Origin of the sequence: Methanosarcina sp. 1.H.T.1A.1, assembly GCF_000979295.1 — an archaeon.
Lineage (GTDB): Archaea > Halobacteriota > Methanosarcinia > Methanosarcinales > Methanosarcinaceae > Methanosarcina.
The window spans coordinates 20,129-33,261 of record NZ_JJQY01000099.1; the positions used below are offsets into that span (position 1 = coordinate 20,129).

Here is a 13,133-nt window from a genome sequence, read left to right on the forward strand (position 1 = left end):
GACGCACACTTTCAAATAAAACGCCAGAAGATCTGTAATGTAGGAAATGTATTCAATGCCTTCTGATATTGGTTTTTTGATTTAATATTCTTGAGCCTCAATATTTTTTTCCATTGATTTTAATATTTGTTATTATTTATTTCTTTTATTCATACTAGCAACAAATAATTTTAAAGATTCTTCTTACTTGAATATCTAATTTCGCAAAAATAAAATTCAAATTATTCCATACCATCTTTAATCTAATATTCATAATAATAATTATATTTATTATACTTTTTTTTCTTATGAAAATATCAAAACTTATTTATATCGGTACGTTCCCTAAACCAATTTACACAGTAAACGCTGTAAACCGTTTTCATGATTTTTTTCAGGAAAGGAATAAATATGATTCTCACATTTGAATATTTCTCAATAAATTTTTTGATTTAAATAATATTCATCCTTATTTAAAAATAGTTCTGGACTTGCTTCTGGAAGCCTGATACTATTAATATCATGGAATCATACCATTACATTATTACATTAAAAAAGTTCGAGATTCAAGATTGCTTGTTTCCAAAGTTGGGGGTCAAAACCAATCAATTTGATTTTCTGAAATTTGCAGTTAATCACTTTGCTTATCGGGTTTTTCAATATTTGAGATTTAAAGTACAGGATTCAAAATGTAAGAACTTCTAAATTTATAACATGAATTTTTGGAATCGGCTTAAAGTATGAGATTCTCTTACGGCAGCTTTTTCAGGCTATGAACCTTGCTATGGATCAATTTACGTACCTGTTATTTGTTCCTGAGCTTATGTTTGGATAATATTCTTGTGTTTGGACAACATCTTGTATCTGAATAACATTTCCTGATCCACTTTGAGACATTCTAAGTTGCCTTTTAAAACTTGCCTTATTATTCAGATGATTTTATTCAATAATTTTATACTGGATTAAAATAAAGAGTAACTGGAACATGTTTAACCGTGATACACCATATGAGTCTAGAGGCGGAACAACCGACAGAATCAAAAGTTCTGTTTCTACAAGCCCATCGATGGCAATTATTTTCCTGTGCGTAATTTCTTTCTTTCTGGAAGTAGTTCTTCTGAAAATGGTTCCGAGCATAGGGGAGCTCTATCTACGTGCTTTTCAGTTTGACCCCGGTTCTATACTGACAAGGCCATGGACACTTGTCACATACATTTTCCTGCACAACGGATTATGGCATCTTTTTTTTAATATGCTCGTCCTGTATTTCTTCGGGACTGCACTCGAGAGAAGAGTAGGGAATAAACAACTCCTGGGGATCTTTTTCACTGCAGGGGTTCTATCTGCAATAGGGTACACTTTCTTAAGCCAGCCTATTTTCAACATTTCCCCCGGTTCTATGATTGGGGCTAGCGGAGCGATTTATGGGGTTTTTGCAGCCCTTACCGTACTTGAGCCAAATATAAGGGTGTATGTGTATTTTGTCCCTATGCGTTTAAAGCATGCCTTATTGCTGTTTGCTGCTTTTGATTTTCTAATGGTCAATTCGTCGGACATGATAGCCCACACAGCTCACCTGAGCGGACTCTTCGTAGGGCTTTACATGGGTTTTCGTATGAAGAAAATCCATGAAAAATATCTGAAATCGAGGTATACCGGCAGGTGGTGAGTCTGGAAGGAGAGATTTTTTCTCAGGACAGGTATTATTATACTAGGCCCGACCCCGGGGAAAAAGTTCCAATACAGGTTTTAAATTTCAGGCGGGTTTTTGCAGCCTGGTCTCCGAAGCTGAAAAACACTCTCTACTTTGAAAAAGCACCTGAAGAGCCTGAAGAAGAAGGTCTAAAAAGAGTAAGAGAAATTGTCCTTCTGCAGGTCTATGACTGGTTAGCGGGGAGAGAAGGGTTAATAGAGCTTACGGAGTCGGAGTTCGAGCAGTTTATGAGGATCTATGAAGTTTTCCTCCAGCAGTCAGGAGAAATCCGGTATAGCAGGCAGAAGAAGGGAAGAAAAACTGAAAATCTCTTTGAACTTCTGGAGTCCCCTTACATCATTCGGGAAGTTAAAAAAGGCCCCTTTTCCGATAAATTATAATTATATAAAATATATATCGTGTTTTATAGTTAGATCGTTTAATTTTGAGAGGTTTAATTATATCTCATACAATTATATCTCATACCTTACCTTTTCCAGGGCAGATCAGGTTTTTAGTCCAATCTCTCAGATCAGGCAAAATTAAGACCTTTAATTGTCAAAGTATGCAAATGTTTTACTACAGAAAAGCAAATATTTAGATATAACAGATTATTACCCGAACTGCCGGGTATCAAGCTTTAAACCTGATAAACCATAGTTGTAAACTCATGGCTATGAACACTAAAACTGCGGTCTTTCGAAGGTTAAAGCAAAATCTCAGTACCGATTGACATGAGAGGGCTGCTGGAATCTCTACTGCCCTCAGATCAATTCTCCCCGATGATCGGGAGCATTAAAAGTAAAAAGATGCAGGTCGAGTAAAACTGTAAGGATCACAGAGGACATTAATAATGAAGCCTGTAAAAAGCGGACTTGATTCCATTTCTAGATACCTCCGTACTAAGAAAGAAGTCGGCAGGAGGAAAATAGGACTTCTGGTGGATGGGCCGAATATCCTCAGAAAAGAGTTTGATGTAAATCTTGAGGAAATAAGGGACGTTCTGAAAGATTACGGGAATATTAAGATTGGACGTGTTTTCCTGAACCAGTACGCCTCTGACAAGCTTGTCGAGGCTATTGAAAACCATGGCCTTGAGCCCATCATCTGTTCCAGTGATGTGGATGTGCGCCTCGCAGTGGAGGGCATGGAACTGGTCTACAACCCCAACATAGATACCCTTGCAATCGTGACCCGAGATGCGGATTTCAAACCGCTCCTGAACAAAGCAAACGAGCATGGGAAAGAGACCATTATCTTTGGGGTTGAGCCCGGATTTTCCACCGCGCTCAAGAACTCTGCGGATTATGTCATTCTCATGGGCAAAAATCGCATGAGTGGTTATGATGATGAAGTCAAAGAGGGAAAACTTGAAGCCTCGGAGTTCGAAGAATATAATGAAGAAGAGTATGAAGAATCTGTGGAAAAGACCTGATTCTTCTCTTTAAGGATAGCCTTTCTCCACTCTTTAAGGATAATCGACATCTACCCCGAGGATCTGTTTTTTTCCGGCAGAAACGTCCCTTGCTATCTCGGCACAGCCGATTGCAGCGTGCCACTTCCCGAGGCTCCGGCACTCCTGGTCCAGGTGTGTGCAGATCTTTTTCTGTACGTACTCTACTTCCCCGACCGAGCCTGCCAGAAAGACTGCTCCAGTAACCCCATAGTCTTTCATGAGAAGCTGCATCGAAGCGATTTCCATGGCTGCAAAAAGGGCTATCGTATCAAGGGCAAGCAGGGCAGGGTTTTCTCCTTTTTCGGCTGCATTGAGCAGTTCTTCCCTGTCTTTATATGGAGTCATCTTCAGGGTCCCTGCTTCTATAAAAGCCTGGTTTGCTGTCTGGCGCCCGTCGTCAACGTTCCTGATTGCCTGCAGGTCCAGAGGTCCGTGGTGAACTCCCGGAGCAAAAATACAGGCGTCAATTGCACCAATTACTTTTCCTGAAGCAACTGCAAGGGTCACAGTGTTAGAACTTATATCGGAAACTACAAAGTCTTCATAGCCAAGACACCGGATATGATATGCAATCCCAAGCTTTTCCGGGCTTGTGAGATGGGAAAAGACCTTCATTCTCGGATCTACTTTACTTCCCACGTGAAGGCCAGGAATTGCTATTGCCGGAATTCCGGAGTTTCTGACGGCATCAAATACTCGTGTGCCTCCTCCTGTCTTTTTTCCTGCACCTTCGGTACTCTGAAGCCCTCTCCCTTCAAGTTTCCTTACGTCCTTGATTGCAGAAAAGCCGTCTCCCATAGAGTAGGTCAGAGCGATCAGGTCGATGTCTCCAATCTTGATTCCAAACTCTTTTTCAATGGATTCCAGAATTTCGTTTTCTGACATTGCAGCCGCTTCAGCCCTTCCGAGTTCAAAGGTCAGAACCTTTTCATCCTCAATAAGTGCAAAACGCATCGCTGTTGTTCCGTGGTCAACCCCTATGAATGCCAAGTAATAACCTCTCCCTCAACGCCTCAGAGGGCATTTTTTAAGATCTCATTTAATTCGTTCATGATTCTGTCCCCTTCATCAGCGGTACCAACTGTTGTCACCAGCCTGACTTCCTGGAAACTTCTCCCTTCTGATAGCAATAGCCTCAGGTTCCCTCTGGCGTCAGTACGCAGGACTTTTCCAGCCAGTTTTCCTCCTGCAACACCTTTTACGGAAATTACTGACGGAATTACTTTTTTTATTTCGGGATGCTGGCTTACAAGCTTTATGAGTTTTTTTCCAGCTCTCCCTCCAATAATTGTAGTATGAGATCCGCCAAGTTTATTCTTTGAAAGGTTTTGAGTATTTTCCTGCAAGCTATTTTTATTCTCTGTCATTTTAGTCAAACCGGCTGACTTTACTTTTTTGTCGGTCAAATCCCTGTTTACTGTTGTATGGATTGCCTTTTTTATTCTCAAAAAAGTCTTTTTCTGTTTGCTCTTTTTATATTTATAATGGTATCCTGCATTCAGCAGGTGTTTTATATTTTTGGAATATTTTTCCGATGCCGTTTTTTGCCATATTTTTAAACCAATCTCCAATATCTGTTATTCCATACACGATCTCTTACTGATTTCTGAACCGAGATCTCGAATATATGTACACATTGTCAAATATTTTAAAGTAGATCTTCTAGTTTCAAAAATAGTATCCGGAAAAATGTTTTACTTTTTATATCGACCTGTCGAATATTGGATGTATATCTATTCTGAGTATTGGATGTATATCTATTGTATGTATATTTATTTACACAGGAGAGGCTCAGAAAATCTCTTATAAATACTTACGGCTACAAGTCTCTCCTGGCTGCAAAATCTTCTATATATATCAATTGCCACTCAGGCAAGAATCTGTAAAAAGAGAACTTCCAGATTGCTCCGGCACATCAATATAATGTGTCGGGCTCTGGATTATTTCCTGGTTTTTTCTTTAAAGTTGTCTTCCCGGAAAATCCGGTGCACGATCAAAATCAGATCTTTTCAAGTTCCTTCTTGCCGATGAGTTTTATATTGTTCTCTTCCAGCGTTTTTACCGCCTTTTCAATCTCGTTTACCCGGACTATAAGAAGGGCTTTCTGTTCCCTGGTGACAAAAGCATAGGCATAATCAAGGTTGATATTAGCTTCTCCGAAAACTTCCGCAATCCGGGACATGCTGCCGGGGACGTCTTCCATTTCGATTCCAAGAACGCTGGTTTCTGAAACTGTGAACCCGGCATCATGGAGTATACTGTGAGCATAGTCTGACCTGTCCACAACCATGCGAATGATCCCGAAGTCGCCGGACTCGGCAATGGTAAACGCCCTTATATTTATGCCGGCGCTTTTCAATTTATTTGCCACACTTGCAAGTCTGCCAGGTTTGTTTTCCGCAAAAAGGGAAATTTGTTTTATAATTTTGTCTTCCATTCCAGCACCCATACCTTTTATCCCGTATTCTGTTACATCTTTTATTCTTTTTTCTATCGAATTAATTAAGATTTTTTAATTTTTTTCCGTCCCTTCTTTTTCAGTTCCTTCTTTTTCAGTTCCTTCTTTTTCAGTTCCTTCTTTTCTCAATATTTTTCTCAGAATATAATATAAGTTTCTGTGTATATTTTAAGTTTACATATGTATTGTTTTAACAGTATAAAGACCCGTTCCGGATTTAAAAGAGGGGCTTAAAAAAGGAACCGAAATTAGGAATCCCCGGAAGGAAGCATTACTCTATAGTTTTTCCCGGGCATTCCTTTTTTCTGGAATTTTAAATTTCTTGACCTTTTAATTTTCAGATTTCAAACTTCAGATCTTTCGTTTATCGATGACTTTCTTTGATTTCCCTTCCGAACGCGGCAGAGAACCATGTTCCACAAGCTCTACCTCTACTGCAAGGTTCAGCACGCTCTTTAAAGCGCCTGCGATTTTCTTTTTGAGTGCCATCATGTCCGACATCCGGTCGCTGAAGGCAGACTCATGCATTTCGATCTGGACCTTCATTGAGTCGAGGGGTCCTATCCTGTCCACTATAATCATGAAATGGTTCCCTACTTCAGGGATATTCATCAAAACCGACTCGACCTGTCCGGGGAATACATTAATGCCGCGCACGATAATCATATCGTCTGAGCGCCCGCTGATACGTGTGATCCTTGGGTGGGTCCTGCCACATTTGCAGGGCTCCGAAAGTTTTCTGGTAAGGTCCCTTATCTTGTAGCGAATAAGGGGATTTGCTTCTTTTGCAAGGGTGGTGATTACGAGTTCCCCTGTTTCTCCATCAGGAACAGGTTCTCCTGTTTCGGGATTCAGTATCTCTACCAGGAACAGGTCTGCCCAGATATGGATGCCGCACTGTTCCTTACATTCTGTAAAGAGGGGGCCGCTGAGTTCTGAAGTTCCATAGATATCGTAGGCTTTAATCCCTGATTCATCTTCTATTCGTTTCTTGAGTTCCTCAGACCAGGGTTCAGCCCCGAAAAATCCCTTCTTTAATTTTGTATCGTTCCTGATACTGATGCCTTCTTTCCTTGCAGTTTCAATCATGTATAAAAAGTAAGAAGGAGTGCAGGCTATAGTTGTCGTACCAAGGTCTTTTATGAGTTCAAGCTGGCGTTCGGTGTTTCCCGAACTTGCAGGGAGGACGGTTGCTCCAACTTTTTCACTTCCATAGTGGGCGCCGAGTCCGCCTGTAAAAAGTCCGTACCCGTAACTTACCTGGAGGATGTCGTCTTTCCCCACCCCGACGGATGTGAACGCCCTGGCCAGGGACTCTGCCCAGTCATCAATATCCTTGCGGGTGTACCCGACTACCGTCGGTTTGCCCGTTGTGCCCGAGGAAGCGTGGAAGCGGGTGAGCTTTGAGTTCGGGACGCAAAACATTCCGGTAGGGTATGTATCTCTGAGATCCTGCTTAAAAGTAAAAGGTAACTTTCTAATATCTTCGAGAGTCCGGATGTCTTCCGGGCGAACGCCGTGTTCGTCAAATCTTTTTCTGTAAAATGGAGAGTTCTCATACACGTAATGTACGAGTTTTTTCAGTTTTTCTTCCTGCAACTTTTTCAAATCATCTACAGGCATTGTCTCGATTTCAGGATCCCAGTATTCTGGCATTTTTTTCACGCTCTGTGTTCTTTATATTGAGACCTTTCATTTTCAGGTCGCGTCTCTTTCGACCTTCTCGTGCGTATATTTTTCATTTCATGCCCCTTTAAGGTCATGCTTTAACGACGATATCTCTCATTTCATAAACCCACAGCAGGAAACCCGTTTAATCTTTAGATTTAGCGGGTAGTTGACGCTGGTTTTTCATTCAGGAAGATCGAGGTACTTTCGGGCGGATACGACCTTCCGGTAGATATGATAATGTGAAGATTAAGTTGGATTCTCATATTAATAATAGTTGTTGTTATCAAATCTAAAAAAATATATTTTTCAGATTAAATTAAAAAAGGTACATGGAAAAATATGCTGAATTGGAAAAATATACTTAATTGGGAAAATATGCTGAATTGGAAAAATATACTGAATTGGAAAAATATACTGAATTGGGAAAATATGCTGAATTGGAAAAATATACTGAATTGGGAAAATATGCTGAATTGGAAAAAATATACTTAATTGGAAACATATGCCGAAAAATAATATTTTTCAGGCATTGGGAACAATTATAGTTATTCTAACCACTTTTTATTATCTATTCATCTTCATTGACTTCAACTTCATCCTCAGAAATCTCTGTTGAGGTTGTTCCAAGGGAATTTTCAAGGATTTTCTTTGTCATTTCCCTGCATTTGTGCAGCACTTCTTCCATATTAGCGATTATATCTATTCCAGCAGCTCCTGAATGTCCGCCTCCTGTGCCATTATATTCATTACTGATATCTTCCATCAGCTGGCCAAGGTTAACCCCGACATTTACAGCATCGCGTTTTGCCCTTGCACTTACCCTGACACTTTCTCCTTTGGTAGTGCCAACAAAAGCCACATCAGCTCCGATGTTAATAAGCATGGAAGATGCCGAGCCTCCGAAAGAACTCACGTGAGAAGTAGCTATAAGCATATTTCCTACCCTCTCGAGTTCAACCCTGCTTGCTGCTTTCAGGATAGCTATGCGCATTGAGATATCCTGTGGGGTGGCAGCCATCAGGTCAAGCACTTCCCCGTATTCAACTCCGCTAGCCTCAATGATTTTCGCCACTGTTCGGAAAGTATCAACTGATGCGTGCTTGAAATGCCCGGTGTCTGTTACGATTCCTGTGAGCATACCGATTCCTACCCTTCGGTTAATCGGGGCTCCCATTGCTTTCAAAATATCATATACTATCTCTACAGTCGAGGTCGTGTTCCGGTGCAGGTAAAATTCTGCATTCTCGGTAAGGGCGGTGGTTGTATGGTGGTCAATTACGCAGTAACTGGTCAGCTCGATATCGTTTAGCTGCGCTTTTGTCGAAGTATCAACCACGACAACAAAACCATAATTTGCAGGGTCTGGCTTATCCACTACCTCTATTCCGAGCCTGTCTATCAGTACGGTAGCTACACGGTTGCAACCGTCTACGAGCCCTACTGTACCTCCCAGTGCCTCAGAAAGGGCAAAAGCACTGCTAACAGCATCCGGATCTGCATTCCGATGACACAAATATAAAATGTTTCGATAGTCAAGGAGCCGGTTGTAAAACTCCGCTTCATCAACTTGCATTGTCCACTCTGGCTACCGTTTTTTATAGGTATCAAAATTCCCGGAGTTCCGGGATTTCGGCACAATCTCCATTTCTATCTATAGCCGTTAGAGCTATAGATCTTATAACTATAGCCATTATGGCTATAGTTATGTCCTGCATTCTATTTACGCAAAAGAAAAATAAAAGGTTATTGTGCTCTGGGTCCAAGAGCCTGCTGGATCTGCTCCTGAAGCTGTTTGAAGCGGGTAGTGAGCCTTTCTTCCTGCCTGGAAATAGATTGAAGCCTGAGTGAGAGGGTTTCTTCTCTGTCTTTAAGTTTTGAAACTGACTCCTCTTTGCTTGTTTTTATTACCAGTTCTCCGACATTACGGTAGACAACCGCATCGTCAGCCAGTCGTTCTAATTCGTCAAGAGCCATTTTGGACTCTTTCTGCATAGCTTCAATCTGAGATTTCTGCATGGTCAGAGCCTGAACTTGCTGCTGGACCTGCTGAAGCTGTGCTATCTGGTTCTGGATTTGAGGAGGTAATTCTGAAGTCATATAATTTTCACCTGAGTCCTCAATAAACCTGAAATGATTTTAATGTTTCTGTCCTTACAGCTTCCGAAAATAATCCCCCCTCCGAAAGTAGCTTAAAAGCTCCTGCCAAAAACTTCAACAACAAGTTTAACTTAAATAAAGACATCCGAACAATTAAATTAATATAGAAAAGATCATGTGGAAAAGTTATGGGCCGAACATGGTCGCGGCCACGAAACATGTGTTAAACCTACGGCGACTAAAAAGCCTCAAAAGTCTTTCAGCAAAGGATAATCATAAATGGGCATTTATAATATATTATATTAAACAGATTATTTAGCAAATCAATTGAGTGCACTTCAAACTGAATAAGCATCCACCAGAATTAAGATGTGCGCACTCAGACTGACACTCCAGATTAAACCAATATTCAGGAGATTTTCTTATATGGAAGCAAATATGGAAAAAGGCGGAAACCTTGACGAAATAAAATCTCTTCTCGAAAAGTTCACAAACGCCCACGGAATTTCCGGTTTTGAAGGTGACGTCCGGAAACTGTTTAAAAAAGAGCTCGAACCCTATGTTGACAGTATGCGGGAAGATGTCATGGGGAACCTCATTGCCGTTAAAGAGGGAAAAGGGCCTTCTGTAATGCTGGCTGCCCATATGGACGAAATAGGGTTAATGGTCAGATATATCGATGATAACGGATTCCTGCGTTTTGTCGGGATAGGGGGATGGTTTGACCAGACTCTTCTGAACCAGAGAGTCGTGGTTCACGGCAAAAAGGGTGCCATCCCTGGAGTTATAGGTTCCAAACCTCCTCATGTAATGAAAGATGAGGACCGGAAAAAACCCGTGAAACTTGAGGATATGTTTATCGACATAGGGGCAAAAGACAGGGAGGATGCCGGAAATCTGGGAATCGAGATCGGCACCGCAGCTTCAATTGACAGGGCATTCGTACCCCTGGCAAACGGGAAGGTTACCTCCAAGGCTTTTGATAATCGCGCAGGAGTTGTAATTCTCCTTGAGGTCATGAAACAGCTCCACAAACGTAAAATTGAAGCAAATGTTTATGCCGTGGGCACGGTTCAGGAAGAAGTAGGGCTCAAAGGAGCAAAAACCTGTGCTTTCGGGCTCTGTCCGAATGTTGCCCTTGCCCTTGATACAACTATCCCGGGAGATCATCCGGGTATCAGCAAGACCGATTCAGCCCTTGAATTGGGAAAAGGACCCGTAATAACTGTGGCAGACGCTTCGGGAAGGGGTCTTATAGCTCATCCCCAGATTCTCAGATGGCTCCGGGAAACCGCTGATACAAATGAGATACCCTATCAGCTGGGCGTAGGTTCTGGCGGCACCACTGATGCTACGTCAATACACCTCACAAAAGAAGGCATTCCTACAGGTACGGTTAGCATAGCCACACGCTATATTCACTCTCCAGTGGAAGTTCTGGATACGGCAGATATAGAAGCTTGCGTTTCCCTCATTGTGAAGGCAATCGAAAATGTCCAAAAATATTTCTAAATCCTCATTCTTAGTTTTTTAAGAATAATTGCCAAGAGCACAGCAGGACCATTTTCCTGCAGTGCAACTTGTACGGACAGTTTTCTTAAGGGTAATCTTCAAAGGTATTTCCGCAGGAGTAACTGCTATTGGCTGGTCCTGCAGATTTGCGAGATACCTTCAGGATCCCATTTTTCTCTCTTTTCAGTTTTTGGACTGCAAAGCTTCTGACCTGTGCTGGCCTTTACTTTTTTAATAAGTAAGGTGTATTGTTAACTGGAAACTAAAAATACTATGGTCTACCTATTGAAGAGAAGTTTCAGAGAGCCCGGGAATAAATTCGGGGAAATTCCCGGATAGAACGGGGATTCTGAGATACATATCTGTAATATATAATAAAATGGGTTTTGCAAAATAGGATAAAATAATCTCAAATAATATAAAACAGTGTTTATATTAAATGGTTATATTATGTCCTGTCGTGCAGAACTAATCTATTGCAATAAACACCAAAACTGAGGGATTGTATTATTCGAAAATATTCGCTTTCTTGATACTACTTTGAGAGATGGGGAACAAACACCTGGCGTAGCCCTGACCAAAGAGAAGAAACTCTTAATTGCCCGGGCCCTTGATGAGATGAAAGTCTCTGTAATCGAGGCAGGCTCTGCAATTACTTCCGAAGGTGAAAGGGAATCCATCAAGGCTGTAGCGAACGCAGGGCTCAATGCCGAAATCTGCAGCTACTGCCGGATTGTAAAAATGGATGTTGACCATGCTCTTGAATGCGACGTCGATTCAATCCACCTTGTAGCTCCGGTTTCGGACCTGCATATCAGGACGAAAATCAAAAAGGACCGGGATGCAGTAAGGCAGATCGCAGCCGAGGTCACTGAGTATGCTAAAGACCACGGCCTGATTGTGGAGTTGAGTGGAGAAGATGCCTCGCGGGCAGACCCTGAGTTCTTAAAAGCCATTTATGCTGACGGGATCGACGCCGGAGCTGACAGGTTATGCTTCTGTGATACTGTAGGGCTTCTGGTGCCTGAAAAGACCACCGAGATTTTCCGGGACCTGTCTTCCTCCCTGAAAGCTCCTATAAGCATTCACTGCCACAACGACTTCGGTTTAGCAACTGCAAATACAATTGCTGCGCTGGCTGCAGGAGCAAAGCAGGCACATGTGACAATTAATGGTTTAGGGGAAAGAGCTGGAAATGCTGCTCTTGAAGAAGTTGTAATGAACCTGGAGTGGCTCTATAAATATGACACCGGCATCAAGCATGAGCAGATATACCGGACTTCGAGGCTTGTAAGCCGGCTGACCGGAATTCCCGTGTCCCCTAACAAAGCCCTTGTAGGGGGAAATGCGTTCACTCACGAAGCAGGAATTCATGTGCACGGGCTTCTGGCTGACAAAGCAACCTATGAGCCGATGAGTCCCGAATATATCGGACGGCAGCGCCAGATCGTACTTGGTAAACATGCTGGACGGAGCTCTATTACTCTTGCCTTAAAGGAAACGGGGCTTGAGGCTGATGAGGCTCAGACTGAAGAAATCTTCAACAGAGTCAAGCAGATGGGTGATCAGGGTAAACATATAACCGATGCTGACCTGCAGACCATCGCAGAAACCGTGCTTGATATTTACAAGGAACCTCTGGTAAAATTAGAAGAGTTCACCATTGTATCCGGAAACCGGGTAACTCCAACCGCTTCCATAAAGCTCAATGTAAAAGACAAAGTTATCGTACAGGCTGGAATCGGAAACGGACCTGTGGATGCTGTGATCAATGCTATCCGAGTAGCTGTAAGTTCCTGTGCTGAAGACATTATCCTTGAAGAGTACCATGTAGACTCAATTACCGGCGGAACTGACGCCCTTGTAGAGGTAAGGGTAAAACTCTCCAAGAACGGAAAGGTAATTACCGCAAGCGGAGCAAGAACGGACATTATCATGGCCTCTGTAGAAGCCGTAATGAACGGGATGAACCGCCTTATCCGGGTAGAGTAAATCATAAAAGGATGCGGAACTTCAAAGGGTTCTCAGGAGGACTTTTCTGTCCTCTCTTCTTTTTCCTGTTTGAAGAAATTTTTGAAATTGGGGATCTCTGACACTCTTAATACCCGGAGAAACCCTCAACCATATATAACATGATTGATTATGATGTATTTGCAGAATTCGCAATAAAAAAAGTGTGAGTGTGAGAGATAAGGTAGATAAAAAAGTATTTCTTATAAACACACCCTAACTGGAAAGGTGCTCACCTGAAATGTGAGTGTCCAGTT

The 13,133-nt window shown here is 42.0% G+C and carries 12 protein-coding genes; 6 read left to right on the top strand and 6 right to left on the bottom strand.

From position 1 onward, the window contains the following. The first annotated feature begins 964 nt into the window (after window positions 1-964). The 3 genes from EO95_RS10500 to EO95_RS10510 all read left to right on the top strand — a co-directional run bounded on the left by EO95_RS10500 (window position 965) and on the right by EO95_RS10510 (window position 3,107). Entirely contained in the window at window positions 965-1,648 is a 684-nt protein-coding gene (locus EO95_RS10500; protein WP_048134590.1) for a rhomboid family intramembrane serine protease, read from the top strand. Beyond that, window positions 1,645-2,073, top strand: coding sequence for a hypothetical protein (locus EO95_RS10505; protein WP_235282966.1), 429 nt, complete (start codon window positions 1,645-1,647; stop codon window positions 2,071-2,073). The genes EO95_RS10500 and EO95_RS10505 overlap by 4 nt, the downstream gene beginning before the upstream one ends. Window positions 2,074-2,525: 452 nt before the next feature. Next, window positions 2,526-3,107 (top strand): TIGR00288 family NYN domain-containing protein, encoded by a 582-nt coding sequence (locus EO95_RS10510; protein ID WP_048134594.1) that lies wholly within the window; start codon window positions 2,526-2,528, stop codon window positions 3,105-3,107. Window positions 3,108-3,140: 33 nt separating this feature from the next. Here the strand turns inward: EO95_RS10510 and EO95_RS10515 are convergent, their stop codons facing one another. From EO95_RS10515 to EO95_RS10530, 4 genes are all read right to left on the bottom strand, one after another. Beyond that, window positions 3,141-4,118 (bottom strand): methanogenesis marker 12 protein, encoded by a 978-nt coding sequence (locus tag EO95_RS10515; RefSeq protein WP_048134596.1) that lies wholly within the window; start codon window positions 4,116-4,118, stop codon window positions 3,141-3,143. 23 nt (window positions 4,119-4,141) lie between these two features. Beyond that, complete coding sequence (locus EO95_RS10520) at window positions 4,142-4,495, bottom strand: DUF2103 domain-containing protein (RefSeq protein WP_048134673.1); 354 nt, start codon at window positions 4,493-4,495, stop codon at window positions 4,142-4,144. A 632-nt stretch (window positions 4,496-5,127) separates the two neighbouring features. After that, window positions 5,128-5,565, bottom strand: coding sequence for an ACT domain-containing protein (locus EO95_RS10525; protein ID WP_048134675.1), 438 nt, complete (start codon window positions 5,563-5,565; stop codon window positions 5,128-5,130). A 372-nt stretch (window positions 5,566-5,937) separates the two neighbouring features. Continuing rightward, a complete protein-coding gene (locus EO95_RS10530; RefSeq protein WP_048134598.1) occupies window positions 5,938-7,242 on the bottom strand; it encodes a phenylacetate--CoA ligase family protein in 1,305 nt (434 codons plus the stop codon). Window positions 7,243-7,622: 380 nt separating this feature from the next. Between EO95_RS10530 and EO95_RS17635 the strand changes: the two genes are divergently transcribed. Further along, window positions 7,623-7,802: a hypothetical protein gene (locus tag EO95_RS17635; protein ID WP_156164039.1), complete on the top strand. Its 180-nt coding sequence runs from the start codon at window positions 7,623-7,625 to the stop codon at window positions 7,800-7,802. 23 nt (window positions 7,803-7,825) lie between these two features. Here EO95_RS17635 and EO95_RS10535 read toward each other — a convergent pair whose 3' ends face one another. Both EO95_RS10535 and EO95_RS10540 read right to left on the bottom strand, forming a co-directional pair. Beyond that, a complete protein-coding gene (locus EO95_RS10535) occupies window positions 7,826-8,830 on the bottom strand; it encodes a bifunctional oligoribonuclease/PAP phosphatase NrnA (protein WP_048134600.1) in 1,005 nt (334 codons plus the stop codon). Window positions 8,831-9,000: 170 nt separating this feature from the next. Beyond that, window positions 9,001-9,354, bottom strand: coding sequence for a prefoldin subunit beta (locus EO95_RS10540; RefSeq protein WP_048134602.1), 354 nt, complete (start codon window positions 9,352-9,354; stop codon window positions 9,001-9,003). A 426-nt stretch (window positions 9,355-9,780) separates the two neighbouring features. Here EO95_RS10540 and EO95_RS10545 point away from each other — a divergent pair, with 426 nt between their 5' ends. Continuing rightward, a complete protein-coding gene (locus EO95_RS10545) occupies window positions 9,781-10,866 on the top strand; it encodes a M42 family metallopeptidase (protein WP_048134604.1) in 1,086 nt (361 codons plus the stop codon). Between the two features lie 501 nt (window positions 10,867-11,367). After that, window positions 11,368-12,858 carry a (R)-citramalate synthase gene (locus tag EO95_RS10550; RefSeq protein ID WP_200895036.1) on the top strand — a complete coding sequence of 497 codons (1,491 nt, stop codon included), beginning with the start codon at window positions 11,368-11,370 and terminating at the stop codon, window positions 12,856-12,858. Window positions 12,859-13,133: the final 275 nt, after the last annotated feature.

Coding starts and splice junctions, on each gene's coding strand:
- EO95_RS10540 (WP_048134602.1), bottom strand. CDS start 9,354: ATGACTTCAGAATTACCTCCTCAAATCCAGAACCAGATAGCACAGCTT.
- EO95_RS10525 (WP_048134675.1), bottom strand. CDS start 5,565: ATGGAAGACAAAATTATAAAACAAATTTCCCTTTTTGCGGAAAACAAA.
- EO95_RS10510 (WP_048134594.1), top strand. CDS start 2,526: ATGAAGCCTGTAAAAAGCGGACTTGATTCCATTTCTAGATACCTCCGT.
- EO95_RS10520 (WP_048134673.1), bottom strand. CDS start 4,495: ATGACAGAGAATAAAAATAGCTTGCAGGAAAATACTCAAAACCTTTCA.
- EO95_RS10530 (WP_048134598.1), bottom strand. CDS start 7,242: ATGCCAGAATACTGGGATCCTGAAATCGAGACAATGCCTGTAGATGAT.
- EO95_RS10545 (WP_048134604.1), top strand. CDS start 9,781: ATGGAAGCAAATATGGAAAAAGGCGGAAACCTTGACGAAATAAAATCT.
- EO95_RS10500 (WP_048134590.1), top strand. CDS start 965: ATGTTTAACCGTGATACACCATATGAGTCTAGAGGCGGAACAACCGAC.
- EO95_RS10535 (WP_048134600.1), bottom strand. CDS start 8,830: ATGCAAGTTGATGAAGCGGAGTTTTACAACCGGCTCCTTGACTATCGA.